Consider the following 18,566-nt stretch of genomic DNA (forward strand, 5'->3'; position numbering starts at 1 on the left):
GCGGATGCCCAGGCGTATAAAGGACTATCTGATTATATTGAGTGCCGGTTTGTGCTTCAGTACCGCCGTGCTCGCGAACCATCAACCGGGCCCGGAACATTTCACCTTGTTGAGCCGTGCAGGCTCTGTTCAACTGGAAACCAACCTTAACAAGACCCAACGCCAATGGCTGCAAAACAAGCGCGAACTGGTGCTGGGCACTGCGGCCCCTGACTATCCTCCGTTCGACCTCACGTCCAGTGGTCGCGACTACGAAGGACTGACCGCTGATTACGCCGGCCTATTGGCCAAGGCGCTGGCCTTGCCAGTGAAGGTATTGCGTTACCCTTCCCGTGAGGCGGCCATCCGTGCGCTTGAAACCGGGGATATCGATTTACTGGGCTCCTCCAACGGCTTCGAGGCGGCGAACCCCAACCTCACGCTGTCCGAACCCTATGCCGTCGACCAACCGGTGCTGGTCACCCGCGAAGGTGAAACCCGCAGCCTGAACGATGGCCTGGCCGGCATGCGTCTGGCCCTGGTCTACCACTACCTGCCCTTGGCGGAAGTGGAAAAGCTGTACCCCCAGGCGATCATCCGCGCCTACCCCTCTTATCAAAATGCCCTGAATGCAGTGGCGTTCGACCAGGCTGACGTGTTCCTCGGCGATACCATTTCCACCCATTACATGATCAACAAGGGCTACCTGAAGAACATCCGCATGGCCAACTTCGGTAAACACGAAGCCTACGGGTTCAGCTTTGCCATGCCCCAACATCAGCGCACCCTCTTGAGTATTGTTGACGCGGTTCTGGCCACCGTGCCCATGAACGAACGGGAAATGATCGCCAAGCGCTGGAGCGCCGGCAGCGACATCTTGCTGTCCGATCAGAAGCTGCAACTGACCCAACGCGAGGAGCGCTGGTTGAAAGACCATCCGGTGGTCAAGGTGGTGGTGAATGAAACCTTCGCACCACTGACCTTTTTCGATGCCGATGGCAACTTCCGCGGCATCACCGCCGACCTGCTGGAATTGGTCCGCCTGCGTACCGGGCTGCGCTTCGAGATCCGGCGCGAACGCGACGTCAACGAAATGATTGAACAGGTAGATGCCGGCAAGGCCGATATCATTGGTGCCATCGTGCCCAGCGCCGAGCGGGAGGCGCAACTGAACTTCAGCCGGCCCTACCTGGAAAACTCCTATGTCCTGCTGACACGCAAAGAACCCAATGCACCCTTGAACCTGGAGCAGATGGCCGGCAAACGCCTGGCAATCACGCCAGGCAACCCTCTGGAGGCTATCCTTCGTCGCGACTTTCCCCAGGTCCAACTGGTCAAAGCCAGCGACACCTTCAAGGCTTCGGAACTGTTGGCCCAGGGTCACGTGGAAGGCGCGGTGAACTCCCTGGTAGTCGCCAACTACTTCCTGTCGTCCCAGGTGTTCCAGGACAAGCTGCAGATGAGTACGAGCATCGGCACCTTCCCAGCCATGTTTGCCCTGGCCACATCGCGCAGTGCCACCGAACTCAGCTCGATTCTCGACAAGGCCTTGTTGAGCATCGCTCCGGATGAACTGGGGGTGATCAACAGCCGCTGGCGGGGCTACACTGCCGCCTCCGACAGCTATTGGCGCAACTACCACCAGCTGATAGCCCGTATCATCATCGGCACCGGGCTGCTGCTGTTGATCTCCCTGGCCTGGAACGCCTACATGCGCCGTCAGATCAAGCACCGCAAGATGGCTGAGCGCGCCCTCAACGATCAGTTCGAATTCATGCGCGCGCTGGTCAACGAAACCCCGCACCCGATCTACGTGCGTGACCGTAAAGGCCTGCTACAGACATGCAACGACAGCTACCTGCAAGTGTTCGAGGTCAAGCGTGAGGACGTGATCGGCAAAAGTGCCCTGCAGATGAGCAAAGCCCTCGAGACGGACGCGGAGCAGTACCATGCCGACTACCAGCGGGTAATGGCCGAAGGCAACCCGCTGATCCTGGACCGCACCCTGCATATTCGCGGGAAGAAACTGACGATCTATCACTGGATCCTGCCCTACCGCGACTCTACCGGGGAGGTGCAGGGAATCATCGGTGGCTGGATTGACATCAGCGAGCGCCGCCAATTGTTCGATGAGATCCGCGCGGCCAAAGAGCGCGCCGACGAAGCCAATCGGGCCAAGAGCACGTTCCTCGCTACCATGAGCCATGAAATACGCACGCCGATGAACGCGGTGATCGGCATGCTGGAGCTGACCCTCAAACGCGCCGACCATGGCCACCTGGATCGCCCGGCCATCGAAGTTGCCTATAACTCGGCCAAGGACCTGCTGGAGCTGATCGGCGATATCCTGGACATCGCACGTATCGAATCCGGCCGCCTGAGCCTGGCGCCGGAACGGGTCAACCTGCGCGAGGTGATCGAGTCGGTGGTGCGTGTCTTCGACGGGCTGGCGCGCCAGAAAACCCTCAGCCTGTCCCTAGAGTTCAAGCCCGACCAGGACGACACCGAAGTCCTGATCGACCCGCTGCGCTTCAAGCAGGTGCTGTCGAACCTGATCAGCAATGCCATCAAGTTCACCGAACGTGGCCAGGTAAAAATCCGCGTTGAAGTATTGCCCACCAAGCTGGTGCAACAGGTCGAGATGAAGCTGGTGGTGGAAGATACCGGGATAGGTATCAGCCGCGATGATCAGAAACGCCTGTTCGAACCCTTTGCCCAGGCCGACAATTCCGGGCAGCTCGCCAGGAGCGGCGCGGGCCTGGGGTTGGTGATCTGCCGCAGCCTGTGCGCAATGATGGGTGGAGAACTGAGCCTGAGCAGCGTGCCCATGGTGGGCACCCAGGTGCATGTCAACCTGCGAATGCCGCGACTGCTGCCGGAACAGGCAGCCGATGAACAGAAACCCGAGAAGCCCGCAACCACGCCGGTACTCAATGTGCTGGTGGTGGACGACCATCCCGCCAACCGCTTGCTGATGTGCCAGCAACTGGGCTACCTGGGCCACCAGTTCACGGCAGCCCAGAATGGCGCAGCCGGTTTCCAGGCCTGGCGCCAGGAACGCTTCGACCTGGTCATCGCCGACTGCAACATGCCCATCATGAATGGCTACGAGTTGAGTCGTTCGATCCGCGAATACGAACAGCGCGAGCAACTGCCACCGTGCGTGGTGCTTGGGTTTACCGCCAATGCACAGCCTGAAGAGAAACAACGCTGTGCTCAGGCCGGTATGAACGATTGCCTGTTCAAACCCATCAGCCTCACGACTCTGGAGCGGCAACTGGCGCAGATCGCCCCTCAAACAGTGGAGTTGCACCTGGACCTTGGCAACTTCGAGGCCTTGACCGGCGGCGACCCACAGTTGAATGGGCGACTGCTGGAGGAGCTGTTGAGCAGCAGCCGGAACGATCGCCAGGCACTGACCGCACTGATAACCGCACACGCCCCACTCCAGGAGATCATCGAGCAGGCCCACAAGATCAAGGGTGCCGCCCGTATTGTTCAGGCGGCCTCATTGGCCGGGCAGTGTGAAGCCCTCGAACAGGCGTGTGCCCGTGGCGATGACTGGACGTTAATCGAGGCGGGTGCGAAAACCCTGGAAAAATCCATGCTGGAACTGGAGAGGTTGCTGCAGGTGCAGCTCCACAGCCCAGAGAGTCAATAAGGGGCATTGCTGCCCCTTGCGTGATCAGCAGTCGGTCAGACGCAGGAAAATCGCCGCCAGCTGTTCAATGCCCGCCTGGTCCTGGAGCGTAAAGCGTGCAAGCGACGGGCTGTCGAGGTCAAGAACGCCAACCAGCTTGCCGTCCTTGACCAAAGGCACCACCAGCTCACTGTTCGATGCGCTGTCGCAGGCAATGTGCCCGGGAAACGCATGCACATCCTCCACCCGCTGGGTTTGCCGCGTTACGGCCGCCGTCCCGCAGACCCCGCGACCGAAGGGAATGCGCACACAGGCAATCTGGCCCTGGAACGGTCCGAGCACCAGTTCTTCGTTGCGGTTGAGATAGAAGCCGGCCCAGTTCAAGTCGTCCAGCTGATTGAACAGAAACGCAGAAAACTGCGCACTGTTGGCGATGAAGTCGCGCTCATCGGCCAGCAGCGACTCCAGTTGCGCGCAGAGCATCGCATAGCCATCCAGGCCGGTGCCAGCGCTGTGTAGATTGATCATGGTTGAAGCTCCAACAATTTAAGGCCTACCCAGTAACGGGCAAATTGGTACGCGCAACGGCCATTGCGGTTGCCGCGTCCGGTCGCCCAGCGCACGGCGAGGATGTCGAGGGCTTCATCGCGCTGCCATTGCAAACCGGCCTTGCTCGCCAGCTCGCCGATCCAGTGCTCCACCACATCCAGGAAATGCTCCTGGGTAAACGGATAGAACGACAGCCACAGGCCAAAACGGTCGGACAAGGCAATTTTGTCTTCCACCGCTTCGCTGGGGTGCAGCTCGCCATCCACGCGTTTCCAGTTGTCATTGTCGCTTTGGTTCTCCGGGACCAGGTGACGGCGGTTGGAGGTCGCGTACAGCAGTACGTTTTCCGGAGCCTGTTCGAGGGAGCCGTCCAGCACGCTTTTCAGCACGCGGTAATCGCCTTCGCCGGCCTCGAACGACAGGTCATCACAGAACAGGATAAAGCGCTGCGGCAACTTGATCAGTTGCTCGACCACGCGCGGCAGATCAGCGAGATGATCACGCTCGATTTCGATCAGGCGCAGGCCCGCCTTGGCATGCTGGGCCAGCAACGCGCGCACCATGGACGATTTACCCGTGCCGCGCGAACCCCACAGCAGTGCATGGTTGGCGGGCAGGCCATCGATGAATTGCTGGGTATTGCGCGCCAGTGTTTCACGTTGCTTGTCCACGCCAATCAGGTCGGACAGGCGCATGTCCAGGCTCACGTCCAGCGGCAACAGGAAACCACTGCGGCCTTCACGCTGCCAGCGTGCCGCCAGGCACTGGTTCCAATCGATGGCCTGGCGCGGCGCGGGCAACAATGGCTCCAGGCGGGCGAGCACGGTTTCAGCCCGTTCAAGAAAGGCATTCAATCGAGAGTCCACGATTATTCCTCTGGCAAGTTCTTGCAAAAGATGGCGTATTGGCAACCCTGCGGCAGACCGCACGAAGCTGCGTAAAAAACGATTCATGCCGGGTAAGCCAGAGCTTGTGGATGTTCAGCTATGCTTGCCGGGCGAAGGGAAACGTGAAGTGGTTCAACACTCGATGGATATCAAGTTCGCCCACCGCTTGTCTTATAAACAAGCCAGATTGACTGTGCTGGTCGGTTTCGTCTTGGGAACCTTGCTCAGCCTGATCCAGATCGGTATTGATTATGCCAGCGAAGACGCATCCATCAACCGTGAAATTCGCTCGTTGATCGAAATCAGTCACAACCCCGCGTCACGCATCGCCTACAACATCGACGCCGAACTGGCCCAGGAACTGACCCTGGGCCTTTTGCACTCCCCCGCCATCGTTCACGCCCAGTTGATCGACAACAACGGCGTGGTGCTGGCCGATGTCGACCGACCGCGCAAAGAAAGCACCTACCGCCCTATCAGCGACTTCCTGTTCGGTGCCAACCGTCAGTTTGAGGACCGCCTGTTCCTCAGCCACATGCCCAACGAATCCCTTGGGGTGCTGCGCCTGGATGTGGATACCTACGCCTTTGGCAGCCGCTTTCTGCGCCGTGCCGAGATCACGCTACTCAACGGCTTCGCCCGCAGCCTGTTGCTGACCGGCATCCTGCTGGGCTTGTTCTACGTGATGTTGACCCAGCCTCTGGTGCGCATTATCCGCGAGCTGAGCAATCGCCGGCAGGCCCGCCTGGACTGCCCACCGGGCCACGAGCACGACGAAATCGGCGTGCTGGTGAATGTCGCCAACCAGCAGTTCGAAAACATGGAGACAGAGATCCAGCAACGCCGTCACGCTGAAGATCGGCTGACCGAATACCTGGGGCAACTGGAAGATATCGTCTCCGCCCGCACCCTGGAGCTCAAGGCCAGCAACCAGCGACTGAGCCAGTCCAACGATGAACTGGAAGCCGCAAAGATGCATGCACTGGGCATGGCCCAGGCGCGGGCGGCCTTCCTGGCCAACATGAGCCATGAGATTCGCACCCCGCTCAATGGCCTGCTGGGGATGATCGCGCTATCGCTGGACAGCCCACTCAACGCCGAGCAACGCCAGCAACTGTCCATTGCCCATGACTCTGGCAAAGTGCTGGTGGAGCTGCTCAACGATATCCTCGACCTGTCCAAGTTCGACGCTGGCCAGTTGGAGCTGGAGCGCATCCCGTTCGATTTGGGCTCACTGGTGGAAGACACCGCCAACCTGTTGTCGCAGAACGCGGCGCCGAGCGTCGAACTGACCTGCCTGATCGACCCGCAGTTTCCCGCCCAGGTCTTGGGCGACCCGACCCGCGTGCGGCAAATCGTCAGTAACCTGCTGTCCAACGCCTTGAAATTCACCCGCTTCGGCCGTGTGGATGTTCGCCTCAGCGCGCAGGAGGGCCGGGTACGCATCGAGGTGTGTGATACCGGCATCGGCATTGCGCAGGAAGCTCAGGTGAAGATCTTCCAACCCTTCACCCAGGCCGGCGCCGGCATCACCCGTCAGTTTGGCGGCACGGGCCTGGGCCTGGCGTTGACGCACAACCTGTGTGAAGCGATGCAGGGCCGCTTGAGCATCAGCTCGGAGGTGGGCTTCGGCAGCCAGTTCTGCGCCGACCTGCCATTGCCGACCCATTTGCCTGCGGTGCAACCGACACCGCTCAAGGGGGAAGTCATCGCCATTACCAGTGCCGGCAGTGGCCTCACAGAGCTGCTCACCACCCTGCTGCCCCACTGGGGGCTGACACCGCACTGCTACACGCAAGACGATGACTTGAGCGGACAAGCCCCGGACCTGCTGATCACCGACTGCCCCGAATGCCTGTTCCGCCTGCGCCCCGCCATTAGCGCGCCGATCCTGCTGGTGACCGCCTATGGCAATTTCATGCCCAGCGAAGAAGTCGCGGCACTGGCGCCGTTGCAGCAACAGGCGCGCCCATTGAGCCGCAACGCGCTGTATCAGATCCTGCAACGCAACCTGCGCAGCGAAGCGCAACTGATCCTCGACCCGATCCAGATGGACGCCGCGCCCCTGATGCACCGGGCGCGCATCCTGCTGGTGGAGGACAACCCGGTCAACCAACTGGTGGCCAAGGGCATGCTCAGCAAACTGGGGTGTGAGGTGATCGTGGCCGCCCACGGTGGCGAAGCACTCAGGTTTCTTGAGGAACAACCCTTCGACATGGTGCTGATGGACTGCAATATGCCAGTGATGGATGGTTACGAGGCCAGCCGACAGATCCGTCGCAGCGGGCGCTGGCCGGACCTGCCGATCGTCGCACTGACCGCCAACGCCCTGTCGGAAGAACGCGAGCGTTGCCGGGCTGCAGGCATGAATGACTACCTGGCCAAGCCATTTCGCCGCGAGGAGCTCAGCGGCTTGCTGGATCTATGGGTGCCGAAGGCGACAAGTCTTTGATCTGCCGGAGCAACTGGTCCAGGCCATCGCGCAACGTGTCGGCCTGGTTCAGGTCGATGCCGCTGTCGCACAGCAGCCGTGTTTTCAGGCCATGGGCCTGGTCGCGCAATTGCACACCGCTTTCGCTCAGGCTCAGGTGCACTTCGCGCTCATCCCTGGCGCTGCGTTGACGCCTGACCCAGCCGAGCTGCTCGAGGCGCTTGAGCAGCGGCGTGAGCGTGCCAGAGTCGAGCATCAGGCGCTCGCCCAAGGCCTTGACCGTGGGTAGCGCCGGCGTCGTGGCATGCCACTCCCATAGCACCAGCATCACCAGGTACTGCGGGTAGGTCAGGCCCAGTTGATCCAGCATCGGCTTGTAGGCTCGGGTCACCGCCCGGGAAGCTGCGTAGAGCTTGAAACACAGTTGATGGTCGAGCGCCAGGGAGACAGTCATTTGAGCAGGGCTTCGATCTCTTGGGTGAGGTCCTGGGGCTTGGTGGTCGGGGCAAAACGCTTGACCACCTGGCCGTCACGACCGATCAGGAACTTGGTGAAGTTCCACTTGATCCCCTTGGAACCCAGCAGACCCGGTGCCTGCTTTTTCAGCTGTACGAACAAAGGGTGGGCGTCGCTGCCATTCACGTCGATCTTTTTGAACAGCGGGAAGCTGACACCAAAATTCAGCTCGCAGAATTCGGAAATCGCGCCTTCGTCACCGGGCTCTTGCTTGCCGAACTGGTTGCAAGGAAAACCCAATACCACCAAACCCTGGTCCTTGTACTGCTGCCAGAGTTGCTCCAGGCCTTTGTACTGCGGGGTGAAGCCGCACTTGCTGGCGGTGTTGACCACGAGGATGGCCTTGCCGGCGAAATCGGCCAAGGTCTTTTGCTCACCCTTGATGGTGGTGCAAGGAATACTCAGCAGGTTGTTGCTCATGGCAGTGCCTCGAATAGCGGGGAAAAAAGGAAAAAGATAGTCGCCAATTAAATTGCGTGCAATTTAATTGGCGAAATTGATACCTCGCTATTACCCCTCCCTTGCAGGAGCCCGTCTTGCCGGGCTCCTGCAGGGTGCCGCGCCGTTCAATTCAACGCGGAACGAGGTCCAGGCACACCGAGTTGATGCAGTAACGCAAGCCGGTCGGCGGCGGGCCGTCCGGGAACACATGCCCCAGGTGCGCATCGCATTTGGCGCAGGTGACTTCGGTGCGGATCATGCCGTGGCTGACGTCGCGGATCTCGATCATCGCGCTCTCGGCAATCGGCTCGTAGAAGCTAGGCCAGCCACAGCCCGCATCGAACTTGGTGCTGGAATCGAACAGCGGTTCGTTGCAGCAAATGCAGTGGTACACGCCATCCGTGGTGGTGGCGTTGTACTTGCCGGAGAACGGGCGCTCAGTGCCCTTCAGTCGACAGACCTGATATTGCGCGGGGTCGAGCATCTCCCGCCATTCCTCCAGCGTTTTATCCAACTTTTCCATCGGTACACCTCGGCAACTGAAAAAGCCTGATCTGTGTCTTTTCCATGGATCAGGCGGCACGTATGATTGCGCCTCTTCAAAACGCCAGTCTGGCACCCGCGCTACCGGCATTCAAACGTATTTATGGGTGCGGCCTTCGCAGGATTCACAGTACGGTAGTGCCCACACCGTCTGGATCGTTCATTTTCAGGATCACATCGCCATGCAGGTCAGCAAATCGAACAAGCTCGCCAACGTCTGCTACGACATTCGCGGCCCAGTGCTCAAGCACGCCAAACGCCTGGAAGAGGAAGGCCATCGCATCCTCAAGCTGAACATTGGCAACCCGGCGCCCTTTGGTTTCGAAGCGCCGGACGAAATCCTCCAGGACGTGATCCGCAACCTGCCCACCGCCCAGGGCTACAGCGACTCCAAAGGCCTGTTCAGTGCGCGCAAGGCCGTGATGCAGTACTACCAGCAGAAGCAGGTCGAAGGTGTCGGCATCGAAGACATCTACCTGGGCAATGGCGTGTCCGAGCTGATCGTGATGTCCATGCAGGCCCTGCTCAACAATGGCGACGAAGTACTGGTACCGGCGCCGGACTACCCATTGTGGACCGCCGCCGTGACCCTGGCCGGTGGCCACCCGGTGCACTACCTGTGTGACGAAGGCGCCGACTGGTTCCCGGACCTGGCCGACATCAAGGCCAAGATCACCCCGAACACCAAGGCCCTGGTGATCATCAACCCGAACAACCCGACCGGCGCCGTGTATTCCAAGGAAGTGCTGCTGGGCATGCTCGAACTGGCACGCCAGCACAACCTGGTGGTGTTCTCCGACGAGATCTACGACAAGATCCTCTACGATGACGCCGTGCACGTGTGCACCGCCTCCCTGGCGCCAGACCTGCTGTGCCTGACCTTCAACGGCCTGTCCAAGTCTTACCGCGTGGCGGGTTTCCGTTCCGGCTGGATCGCCATCTCCGGTCCCAAGCACAACGCCCAGAGTTATATCGAAGGCATCGATATGCTGGCCAATATGCGCCTGTGTGCCAACGTGCCGAGCCAGCACGCCATCCAGACCGCCCTGGGCGGCTACCAGAGCATCAATGATCTGGTATTGCCCCAAGGCCGCCTGCTGGAGCAGCGCAACCGTACCTGGGAGCTGCTCAATGCAATCCCGGGCGTCAGTTGCGTGAAACCCATGGGGGCGTTGTACGCGTTCCCGCGGATCGACCCGAAGGTATGCCCGATCCTCAACGACGAAAAGTTCGTGCTCGACCTGTTGCTGTCGGAAAAACTGCTGGTGGTGCAAGGCACCGCGTTCAACTGGCCGTGGCCGGATCACTTCCGCGTGGTGACGTTGCCGCGTGTGGATGACCTGGACATGGCCATCGGTCGTATCGGCAACTTCCTCAAGTCCTATCGCCAGTAAGGGAAACGGCGCCGTACGACCGACAATCGGTCGTACGGCGAGTATCTGGCAACACTTCTCTTCCTCTCCCCTGCCCTGCCATTTCACCGACGCCGCAAAAACCACTCGCCCCCTAAATCAAAGGGCTTCAAGGCAACGATGAACCGATCAAACGACCTTTTCCGCATCGGAAATTCCCTTCAAACCTCTACATTCCGGCTGTAGGACACAGTTTGAAATAGTCGCTCGGTTGAATCACCCTATGCGGCACCTTATATACCCCGCAGTACGCGACATATTAAGCATGAGGAGAACTCTACAACCATGATGCGCATCCTGCTGTTCTTGGCCACTAACCTTGCGGTCGTGCTGATTGCCAGCATCACCTTGAGCCTTTTCGGCTTCAACGGGTTCATGGCGGCCAACGGGGTTGACCTGAACCTCAATCAGCTGCTGGTTTTCTGTGCGGTCTTTGGTTTTGCCGGCTCGCTGTTCTCGCTGTTCATCTCCAAGTGGATGGCGAAGATGAGCACCAGCACCCAGGTCATCACCCAGCCACGTACCCGGCATGAGCAATGGTTGCTGCAGACCGTCGAGGAGTTGTCCCGCGAGGCCGGCATCAAGATGCCTGAAGTCGGGATCTTCCCGGCCTATGAAGCCAACGCCTTTGCCACCGGCTGGAACAAGAACGACGCACTCGTTGCAGTCAGCCAGGGCATGCTGGAACGCTTCTCCTACGACGAAGTGAAAGCCGTGCTGGCCCACGAAATCGGCCACGTAGCCAATGGCGACATGGTCACCCTGGCGCTGGTCCAGGGTGTGGTGAACACCTTCGTGATGTTCTTCGCGCGGATCATCGGCAACTTTGTCGACAAGGTGATCTTCAAGAACGAAGGCGGCCGCGGCATTGCCTACTTCGTGGCGACCATCTTTGCCGAGCTGGTGCTGGGTTTCCTGGCCAGTGCAATCACCATGTGGTTTTCGCGCAAACGGGAGTTCCGTGCAGACGAAGCCGGTGCACGCCTGGCCGGTACCGGGGCAATGATCGCAGCGCTGCAACACCTGCGTTCCGAACAAGGCCTGCCGGTGCATATGCCGGACAGCCTGACCGCCTTCGGCATCAACGGCGGTATCAAGCAAGGCATGGCTCGCCTGTTCATGAGCCACCCGCCGCTGGAAGAGCGGATCGACGCGTTGCGTCGTCGGGGCTGACAGGCAACACAAAAAAGGGCGATCTGATCGCCCTTTTTTGCAGGTCTGAAGGCCTCATCGGGGGCAAGCCCCCTCCCACACTTAAAGGTTTTCACAGATCAAAATGTGGGAGGGGGCTTGCCCCCGATAGCGATGGAAAATTCAGCGCCTGGTCAACTGATACACCCGTTCATCCAGCCGCGTGACGCCGTCCTGCACGAACTTCCAGCTCTCGCCCAGGATGTCTTGTTCTTCCAGCACCTCCAAGGCCCAGTGCGCACCCAGCAACACCTTCACCTCGTCATCCGTTACTGCAAATGGTGGTCCGGCTTTTTGCGTCTGGTCGTAATCGAGGGTGATCAACAGCCCCTCGCAACCTGGACGCAACAGACTGTTCAGATGCTCGGCATACCGCACACGCATCAGCGGCGGCAAGGCGATGAGGGCGGCGCGGTCATAAAGCGCAGCGCAATCGGCCAGCGCCTCAGCATCAAGGGCAAAGAAGTCGCCACACCACACCTCGATCAAGCCCGCCTGATACACCGCAAAGGTGCCCCGTTGCGTGATACGGGGCACAAGGTCCTGTTCGTCGAAAAACGCCTCGACCGCCTGCTCCGACAGCTCCACACCGAATACTCGCAGCCCCTGGCTGGCCAGCCACATCAAGTCCAGGCTTTTGCCACACAAGGGCACCAACACCTGCGCACCCTCGGCCAGGCCCAGTTGCGGCCAATGTCGTTGTAGATACGGATTGACCTTGGGTTGGTGAAAGCCGATCTGGTTGCTTGCCCAGCGGTCTTGCCAAAATTTAGGCTCCATACATCACCCTGAAAATTCGATCAAAAGGCACTAAAACTTATATTAGATTTAGATTAATGACCTGGTTGAAGATGGGCCCATACTAACGCTCAGGACCCTACTTATGTTGCCCAGCCTGTTTATCTCCCACGGTTCGCCCATGCTCGCCCTGCAACCCGGCGCCAGCGGCCCGGCGCTGCAACAGCTAGCGGCCGAGCTGCCCCGACCGAAGGCGATCGTGATGGTGTCGGCGCACTGGGAAAGCCCTGAACTTCTGGTCAGCGGCAGCGCCGCGCCGGAAACCTGGCATGACTTCGGCGGCTTCCCCCGCGAGCTGTTTGCCGTGCAGTACCCGGCCCCGGGCGACCCGCAACTGGCCAGCAAGATTGTCGAGCTGCTGCACGCCGATGGCCTGAATGCGCGCATCGATGACCGTCGCCCCTTTGACCACGGCACCTGGGTCCCGCTGTCGCTGATGTACCCGGCGGCGGATATCCCGGTGGTGCAGGTGTCTTTGCCGAGTCGCATGGGTCCAGCCCTGCAGACCCGTGTCGGACATGCACTTGCGGGCCTGCGTGAGCAAGGTGTGTTGTTGATCGGCTCTGGCAGCATCACCCACAACCTGGGCGAGTTGGACTGGCATGCAGGCCCGGAGAGCATCGAGCCATGGGCGCGGAATTTCCGGGACTGGATGGTGGACAAGCTGGCAGCCAACGATGAAACCGCGCTGCACGACTATCGCCGCCAGGCACCGAATGCCGTGCGTAGCCACCCCAGTGATGAACACTTGCTGCCCCTGTACTTTGCCCGTGGCGCCGGTGGCGAATTCAGCGTGGCGCACCAGGGATTCACCATGGGCGCGCTGGGGATGGACATCTACCGCTTCGGCTAAAGTAAATTTCAGGCAAAAAAAATCCCCGAACCAGTCGGGGATTTTTTATGTGCGATCAATCAGCCCAAGGGCGGATCAATCTTCGCGGTAGCGACGCAGTTTGAGCTGCTTACCGGCAACGCGAGTGTCTTTGAGCTTGGTCAGCAGTTTTTCCAGACCGTCTTCCGGCAGCTCCACCAGGGAGAAGCTGTCACGGACCTGGATGCGACCGATGGCTTCACGTGCCAGGCCACCCTCATTGAGGATAGCGCCCAGCAGGTTCTTGGCAGCGATGCCATCACGCGCGCCCAGCGCGGTACGGCAACGCGCACGGCCTTCAGCCAATGGAACCGGAGCGCGACGCTCACGATCACCACGGTCTGGACGGTCGCCGGAACGCTCCGGGCGATCACCGCGGGGTGCGCTGTTCGGCACCAGTGGACGTTCTTTCTCGATGGCCGCCAGGGTCAGGGCTTGACCGTTGGTTGCCTTGCGCAGCAGGGCTGCGGCCAGGGCACGCGGGGTGCAACCGATGTCGGCGGTCAGGCGGTCCAGCAGGTCGCCGTGGGTCGATTCAGCGTCAGCCACCAGTGGTGCCAGGCTGTTGGTCAGTTTCTTGATGCGGGCATCCAGGACTGCCTGGGCATCCGGCAGGCGCACTTCAGCGACTTTCTGACCGGTCACACGCTCGATCACTTGCAGCATGCGGCGCTCACGCGGCGTCACCAGCAGCAGTGCACGACCTTCGCGACCGGCACGGCCGGTACGGCCGATACGGTGCACGTAGGACTCCGGGTCGTACGGCATGTCAACGTTGAACACGTGGGTGATACGTGGAACGTCGAGGCCACGCGCAGCAACGTCGGTCGCTACAACGATGTCCAGGCGGCCATCCTTGAGGGAGTCGATCACACGCTCACGCTGGTTCTGGGCGATGTCACCGTTCAGCGCAGCGGCTTTGTAGCCTTTGGCTTCCAGGGCACTGGCCAGGTCCAGGGTCGCTTGCTTGGTGCGCACGAACATGATCAGGGCGTCGAAGTCTTCGACTTCCAGCAGGCTCAATACAGCCGAGGTCTTCTGGTCAGCGTGAACCAACAGGTGAGCCTGTTCGATCGCGGTAACGGTCTGGGTCTTGGTCTGGATCTTCACGTGTTGCGGATCGCGCAGGTGGCGTTCGGCAATGGCACGGATCGACTGTGGCAGGGTGGCCGAGAACAGTACGGTCTGACGGGTTGGTGGCAGTGCCTTGAAGATGACTTCCAGGTCATCCATGAAGCCCAGCTTCAACATTTCGTCAGCTTCGTCCAGAACCAGGTGGTTCACGGTCGACAGGACTTTCTCGTCACGACGCAGGTGGTCACACAGGCGGCCCGGGGTGGCGACAACGATCTGTGCGCCATTGCGGATTGCCTTGAGTTGCGGGCCCATAGGCGCGCCGCCGTAAACGGCCACAACGGTTACGCCTGGCATTTGCTTGGCGTAGGTTTCAAAAGCGGTTGCTACTTGCAGCGCCAACTCACGAGTTGGCGCCAGGATCAGGGCTTGCGGTTCGCGCTTGGCAGGATCGATGCAGTGCAGGATAGGCAGGGCGAACGCGGCGGTTTTACCGGTACCGGTTTGCGCCTGGCCAATCATGTCCTGGCCGGCCATGATGATCGGGATCGATTGCTGCTGAATCGCCGAAGGCTCTTCGTAGCCGGTCGCTGCGACGGCTGCAAGAATATTCGGGTTAAGATTAAAAGCGGCGAAGCCGCCGGTTTCCTGGGTCATGGGTCTGCCTCTAAGTGCATCCGCAAAGACCCATGCTCCAAAGCTGCGCATGCCGTGTTGAGACTCAAGAGTCGCCCTGGCTGCTTTGTCGGCGGGGATTTGCGAAAACGAATGAATGAAAAAGATTCGTCAAGGGAGAGTCCGCTGTGCGGACGTGCAGCCGAAGCTGACTTCGGGGAATTGCGCTACCTAAACGCGGCCCGGTTAAAGGCCGGCGCGCACTATACCGGAAATAGCTGAAAAAGGGAGCTTTTTTTATCGCCATGTGCCGATAAACCGCGCTATGTCACAGTCTTTGCAGATAACGCCGGCAGGGTCTATTTTCCAGAGGCCCGGCCCTGCTGGTCATAACGCTTAAACGGTTCACCTGAGCGTTGCGGCCCTTTGGTCCGAAACCTTTCCCCGCGCCCGAGGGCACACCCGATGAATCAAGCCAGCAGCAGCCGCGTCAGCCGTGAACTCCAGGGTCATGTCTTGCTTTTGGGTCTGGACCGGGTGGCCAAACGCAACGCGTTCGACCTCGACCTGCTCAATGAGCTGAGCCTGGCGTATGGCGAATTTGATCGAAATGATGACGCTCGGGTGGCGGTGGTGTTTGCCCATGGCGACCACTTTACCGCCGGGCTGGACCTGGCCAATGTCAGCGGCGTAATGGCCGGCGGCTGGCAGCCGCCTCTGGGCGGTTGTGATCCGTGGGGCGTATTTGCCGGCCCGCGCGTGAGCAAACCGGTGATCGTCGCAGCCCAGGGCTACTGTCTGACCATCGGTATCGAATTGATGCTGGCCGCCGATATCAACTTGTGCGCGAGCAACACGCGCTTTGCGCAGATGGAAGTGCAGCGTGGGATCTTTCCGTTCGGCGGCGCGACGCTGCGCCTTCATCAGATCGCCGGCTGGGGCAACGCGATGCGCTGGCTGCTCACCGGCGACGAATTCGATGCCCATGAAGCCCTGCGCCTGGGCCTGGTGCAGGAAGTGATGGCCAGCGAGGACTTGCTGCCCCGCGCCGTCGAACTGGCCAACCGCATTGCGCGCCAGGCACCGCTGGGCGTGCAGGCCACGTTGATGTCGGCACGGCTGGCGCGCATGGAAGGCGAAGCCGTGGCGGCTGAGGCGTTGCCGCCGATGGTGGACAAATTGCTCAACAGTGAGGATGCCAAGGAAGGTGTGCTGGCGATGGTGGAGAAGCGGCCAGGGGTGTTCAAAGGTATTTAGTCGTCGTCAGTGATGGCCTCTTCGCGGGCAAGCCCGCTCCCACAGGGGAATGCATTTCAACAGGGGAATGCAGTCCAAATGTGGGAGCGGGCTTGCCCGCGAAAGGGCCAGTTCAGGCAATCAAGTAGCCGGCCGGATCGCCTTGATCAACGCCTGCAACGAATACCCCAGGCGTGGCACCAATGCCTCGGCACGCGCCGTCAACGCTTGCATATCCAGCTCCTGATCCAACTCCGAAGGCACCAGCAAGATCACATTGCCCTCCTTCACCGGCAGTTCCCAGTAATGCCGGTGATACAACCCGCGCAACAATGCCGCGCCCAAGGGTTTGCCGTCATCGGTGGCCCATTGGTTGATCACCAGCCAGCCGCCGGGGTTGAGTTTCTTCTGGCAGTTTTCCAGGAAGGTCCAGGCCAGGTGCCCGACGCCGGGACCGACGTCCGTATAGAGGTCCACGAAGATCAAGTCTGCCGATTCGGCGCTTTCCAGCAATTGCAGGGCATCACCAATGCGGATATACAACCGCGGGTCGTCATCCAGCCCAAGGTATTCGATGGCCAGGCGCGGCACGTCGGGGCGCAACTCGATGGCTTCCACATCTTCCAGCGGCAGGAACCTGAGGCACGCCTGGGTCAACGTCCCGGCCCCCAGGCCAAGGAACAGCGCGCTCTCCGGCTGTTCATGACACAACGCACCGATCAGCATCGCACGGGTGTAGTCATACTCCAGCCAGCTCGGGTCAGCGGTGAACACGCAGCTCTGCTCGATGGCATCGCCAAACTCGAGAAAACGGTAATCGGCCACTTCGAGCACACGGATCATGCCGAATTCATCATGGACTTCGGCGAGCAGGCGCTCGACACGCTCCTCGGTCATCACAACTCCTAACGGGTTTGCTGCACGGCAAAAGCGCGATTGTCGGCCAACCGGCGGCAACAGGTCACGCACTAATTGCTGATAACATTGGCGCCCCACCGTCAATCAGCCAATCGAGTTCATGATGAGCCAACCCTGGAGCCCCGACAGCTGGCGCGCCCTGCCGATCCAGCAACAACCCCGGTACCCGGACGCTGCACACTTGCTGCAAGTGGAGCAAAACCTGGCCAGCTACCCGCCACTGGTGTTTGCCGGTGAAGCCCGCGAGTTACGCCGCCAGTTTGCCGAGGTGACCCAGGGCCGCGCGTTCCTGCTGCAAGGCGGCGATTGCGCCGAGAGTTTTGCCGAGTTCTCCGCCGCGAAAATCCGCGACACGTTCAAAGTGCTGCTGCAAATGGCTATCGTGATGACCTTTGCCGCCGGCTGCCCGGTGGTCAAGGTCGGGCGCATGGCCGGCCAGTTCGCCAAGCCGCGTTCGGCCAATGATGAAACCATCGACGGTGTCACCCTGCCCGCCTACCGTGGCGACATCGTCAATGGCATCGGTTTCGACGAGAAAAGCCGCGTGCCGGACCCGGACCGCCTGCTGCAGTCCTACCACCAGTCCACCGCTACCCTGAACCTGCTGCGCGCCTTTGCCCAGGGCGGTTTTGCCGACCTGCACCAGGTGCACAAGTGGAACCTGGACTTTATCGCCAACTCTGCGCTGGCTGAAAAATACAGCCAACTGGCCGACCGTATCGACGAAACCCTGGCCTTCATGCGCGCCTGCGGCATGGACAGCTCGCCGCAACTGCGCGAGACCAGCTTCTTCACCGCCCACGAAGCGCTGCTGCTCAACTACGAACAAGCCTTCGTACGCCGTGACAGCCTGACCAACGACTACTACGACTGCTCGGCCCATATGCTGTGGATCGGCGATCGCACTCGTCAACTGGACGGCGCTCACGTCGAGTTCCTGCGCGGGGTGAACAACCCGATCGGGGTCAAGGTCGGACCGAGCATGAACCCGGATGACCTGATCCGCCTGATCGATATCCTCAACCCGGACAACGACCCCGGCCGCCTCAACCTGATCGCGCGCATGGGCGCGGGCAAGGTCGGCGATCACCTGCCCCACCTGATTCGTGCCGTGCAGCGCGAGGGCAAGCAGGTGCTGTGGAGCTCGGACCCGATGCATGGCAACACCATCAAGGCCAGCAGCGGCTACAAAACCCGCGACTTTGCGCAGATCCTCGGCGAGGTGAAGGAGTTCTTCCAGGTGCACCAGGCCGAAGGCAGCTATGCCGGCGGGATTCACATCGAGATGACCGGGCAGAACGTCACCGAGTGCATCGGCGGCGCGCGGCCGATCACCGAGGATGGCTTGTCGGACCGCTACCACACCCACTGCGACCCACGGATGAATGCCGATCAGTCACTGGAGTTGGCGTTTCTGATTGCCGAGACATTGAAGCAGGTCAAACGCTGAGTTTTCAGTTGCCTT

At 60.5% G+C, this 18,566-nt stretch carries 15 protein-coding genes; 7 read left to right on the forward strand and 8 right to left on the reverse strand.

The window, feature by feature from the left end:
- Window positions 1-4 precede the first annotated feature (4 nt).
- Window positions 5-3,640: a transporter substrate-binding domain-containing protein gene (locus BFN10_RS03600; protein WP_071488505.1), complete on the forward strand. Its 3,636-nt coding sequence runs from the start codon at window positions 5-7 to the stop codon at window positions 3,638-3,640.
- Window positions 3,641-3,664: 24 nt separating this feature from the next.
- Here BFN10_RS03600 and BFN10_RS03605 read toward each other — a convergent pair whose 3' ends face one another.
- Together BFN10_RS03605 and BFN10_RS03610 are read right to left on the reverse strand one after the other, a co-directional pair.
- Entirely contained in the window at window positions 3,665-4,147 is a 483-nt protein-coding gene (locus BFN10_RS03605) for a GAF domain-containing protein (protein WP_071488506.1), read from the reverse strand.
- Complete coding sequence (locus BFN10_RS03610; protein WP_071488507.1) at window positions 4,144-5,034, reverse strand: ATP-binding protein; 891 nt, start codon at window positions 5,032-5,034, stop codon at window positions 4,144-4,146. Before BFN10_RS03610 ends, BFN10_RS03605 begins: the two co-directional genes overlap by 4 nt.
- Before the next feature lie 163 nt (window positions 5,035-5,197).
- Between BFN10_RS03610 and BFN10_RS03615 the strand changes: the two genes are divergently transcribed.
- The gene (locus BFN10_RS03615) at window positions 5,198-7,507 is read left to right on the forward strand and encodes a hybrid sensor histidine kinase/response regulator (protein ID WP_071488508.1); all 2,310 of its coding nucleotides are present in this window, start codon (window positions 5,198-5,200) and stop codon (window positions 7,505-7,507) included.
- Here BFN10_RS03615 and BFN10_RS03620 read toward each other — a convergent pair.
- The 3 genes from BFN10_RS03620 to msrB all read right to left on the reverse strand — a co-directional run bounded on the left by BFN10_RS03620 (window position 7,461) and on the right by msrB (window position 8,966).
- The gene (locus BFN10_RS03620) at window positions 7,461-7,940 is read right to left on the reverse strand and encodes a MarR family winged helix-turn-helix transcriptional regulator (protein WP_071488509.1); all 480 of its coding nucleotides are present in this window, start codon (window positions 7,938-7,940) and stop codon (window positions 7,461-7,463) included. The two genes, BFN10_RS03615 and BFN10_RS03620, sit on opposite strands and share 47 nt — an antisense overlap.
- A complete protein-coding gene (locus BFN10_RS03625; protein ID WP_071488510.1) occupies window positions 7,937-8,422 on the reverse strand; it encodes a glutathione peroxidase in 486 nt (161 codons plus the stop codon). The genes BFN10_RS03620 and BFN10_RS03625 overlap by 4 nt, the downstream gene beginning before the upstream one ends.
- A 151-nt stretch (window positions 8,423-8,573) precedes the next feature.
- Window positions 8,574-8,966: a peptide-methionine (R)-S-oxide reductase MsrB gene (gene msrB, locus BFN10_RS03630; protein WP_071488511.1), complete on the reverse strand. Its 393-nt coding sequence runs from the start codon at window positions 8,964-8,966 to the stop codon at window positions 8,574-8,576.
- Window positions 8,967-9,168: 202 nt separating this feature from the next.
- On the opposite strand from msrB, the gene BFN10_RS03635 reads away from it, so the two are divergent.
- Window positions 9,169-10,380 carry a pyridoxal phosphate-dependent aminotransferase gene (locus tag BFN10_RS03635; RefSeq protein ID WP_016978462.1) on the forward strand — a complete coding sequence of 404 codons (1,212 nt, stop codon included), beginning with the start codon at window positions 9,169-9,171 and terminating at the stop codon, window positions 10,378-10,380.
- Between the two features lie 303 nt (window positions 10,381-10,683).
- Window positions 10,684-11,571 carry a protease HtpX gene (htpX, locus tag BFN10_RS03640; protein WP_058427954.1) on the forward strand — a complete coding sequence of 296 codons (888 nt, stop codon included), beginning with the start codon at window positions 10,684-10,686 and terminating at the stop codon, window positions 11,569-11,571.
- Between the two features lie 141 nt (window positions 11,572-11,712).
- Here the strand turns inward: htpX and BFN10_RS03645 are convergent, their stop codons facing one another.
- Window positions 11,713-12,369: a thiopurine S-methyltransferase gene (locus BFN10_RS03645; RefSeq protein WP_071488512.1), complete on the reverse strand. Its 657-nt coding sequence runs from the start codon at window positions 12,367-12,369 to the stop codon at window positions 11,713-11,715.
- A 103-nt stretch (window positions 12,370-12,472) separates the two neighbouring features.
- Between BFN10_RS03645 and BFN10_RS03650 the strand changes: the two genes are divergently transcribed.
- Window positions 12,473-13,240, forward strand: coding sequence for a DODA-type extradiol aromatic ring-opening family dioxygenase (locus BFN10_RS03650; protein WP_071488513.1), 768 nt, complete (start codon window positions 12,473-12,475; stop codon window positions 13,238-13,240).
- Window positions 13,241-13,315: 75 nt separating this feature from the next.
- Here BFN10_RS03650 and BFN10_RS03655 read toward each other — a convergent pair whose 3' ends face one another.
- Entirely contained in the window at window positions 13,316-14,989 is a 1,674-nt protein-coding gene (locus tag BFN10_RS03655) for a DEAD/DEAH box helicase (protein WP_058427958.1), read from the reverse strand.
- A 423-nt stretch (window positions 14,990-15,412) separates the two neighbouring features.
- On the opposite strand from BFN10_RS03655, the gene BFN10_RS03660 reads away from it, so the two are divergent.
- Window positions 15,413-16,204 carry a crotonase/enoyl-CoA hydratase family protein gene (locus tag BFN10_RS03660; protein ID WP_071488514.1) on the forward strand — a complete coding sequence of 264 codons (792 nt, stop codon included), beginning with the start codon at window positions 15,413-15,415 and terminating at the stop codon, window positions 16,202-16,204.
- A 120-nt stretch (window positions 16,205-16,324) separates the two neighbouring features.
- Here BFN10_RS03660 and BFN10_RS03665 read toward each other — a convergent pair whose 3' ends face one another.
- Window positions 16,325-17,080, reverse strand: coding sequence for a spermidine synthase (locus tag BFN10_RS03665; RefSeq protein WP_071488515.1), 756 nt, complete (start codon window positions 17,078-17,080; stop codon window positions 16,325-16,327).
- A 124-nt stretch (window positions 17,081-17,204) separates the two neighbouring features.
- On the opposite strand from BFN10_RS03665, the gene BFN10_RS03670 reads away from it, so the two are divergent.
- On the forward strand, window positions 17,205-18,551 hold the full coding sequence (locus BFN10_RS03670) for a class II 3-deoxy-7-phosphoheptulonate synthase (protein WP_071488516.1): 1,347 nt from the start codon (window positions 17,205-17,207) through the stop codon (window positions 18,549-18,551).
- The last annotated feature ends 15 nt before the right edge of the window (window positions 18,552-18,566 follow it).

This window comes from Pseudomonas extremorientalis (assembly GCF_001870465.1).
GTDB classification, from domain to species: domain Bacteria; phylum Pseudomonadota; class Gammaproteobacteria; order Pseudomonadales; family Pseudomonadaceae; genus Aquipseudomonas; species Aquipseudomonas extremorientalis.

Coding starts and splice junctions, on each gene's coding strand:
- BFN10_RS03650 (WP_071488513.1), top strand. CDS start 12,473: ATGTTGCCCAGCCTGTTTATCTCCCACGGTTCGCCCATGCTCGCCCTG.
- BFN10_RS03600 (WP_071488505.1), top strand. CDS start 5: ATGCCCAGGCGTATAAAGGACTATCTGATTATATTGAGTGCCGGTTTG.
- BFN10_RS03645 (WP_071488512.1), bottom strand. CDS start 12,369: ATGGAGCCTAAATTTTGGCAAGACCGCTGGGCAAGCAACCAGATCGGC.
- BFN10_RS03620 (WP_071488509.1), bottom strand. CDS start 7,940: ATGACTGTCTCCCTGGCGCTCGACCATCAACTGTGTTTCAAGCTCTAC.
- BFN10_RS03635 (WP_016978462.1), top strand. CDS start 9,169: ATGCAGGTCAGCAAATCGAACAAGCTCGCCAACGTCTGCTACGACATT.
- BFN10_RS03615 (WP_071488508.1), top strand. CDS start 5,198: ATGGATATCAAGTTCGCCCACCGCTTGTCTTATAAACAAGCCAGATTG.
- BFN10_RS03625 (WP_071488510.1), bottom strand. CDS start 8,422: ATGAGCAACAACCTGCTGAGTATTCCTTGCACCACCATCAAGGGTGAG.
- msrB (WP_071488511.1), bottom strand. CDS start 8,966: ATGGAAAAGTTGGATAAAACGCTGGAGGAATGGCGGGAGATGCTCGAC.
- BFN10_RS03660 (WP_071488514.1), top strand. CDS start 15,413: ATGAATCAAGCCAGCAGCAGCCGCGTCAGCCGTGAACTCCAGGGTCAT.
- BFN10_RS03655 (WP_058427958.1), bottom strand. CDS start 14,989: ATGACCCAGGAAACCGGCGGCTTCGCCGCTTTTAATCTTAACCCGAAT.
- BFN10_RS03665 (WP_071488515.1), bottom strand. CDS start 17,080: ATGACCGAGGAGCGTGTCGAGCGCCTGCTCGCCGAAGTCCATGATGAA.
- BFN10_RS03670 (WP_071488516.1), top strand. CDS start 17,205: ATGAGCCAACCCTGGAGCCCCGACAGCTGGCGCGCCCTGCCGATCCAG.
- htpX (WP_058427954.1), top strand. CDS start 10,684: ATGATGCGCATCCTGCTGTTCTTGGCCACTAACCTTGCGGTCGTGCTG.
- BFN10_RS03605 (WP_071488506.1), bottom strand. CDS start 4,147: ATGATCAATCTACACAGCGCTGGCACCGGCCTGGATGGCTATGCGATG.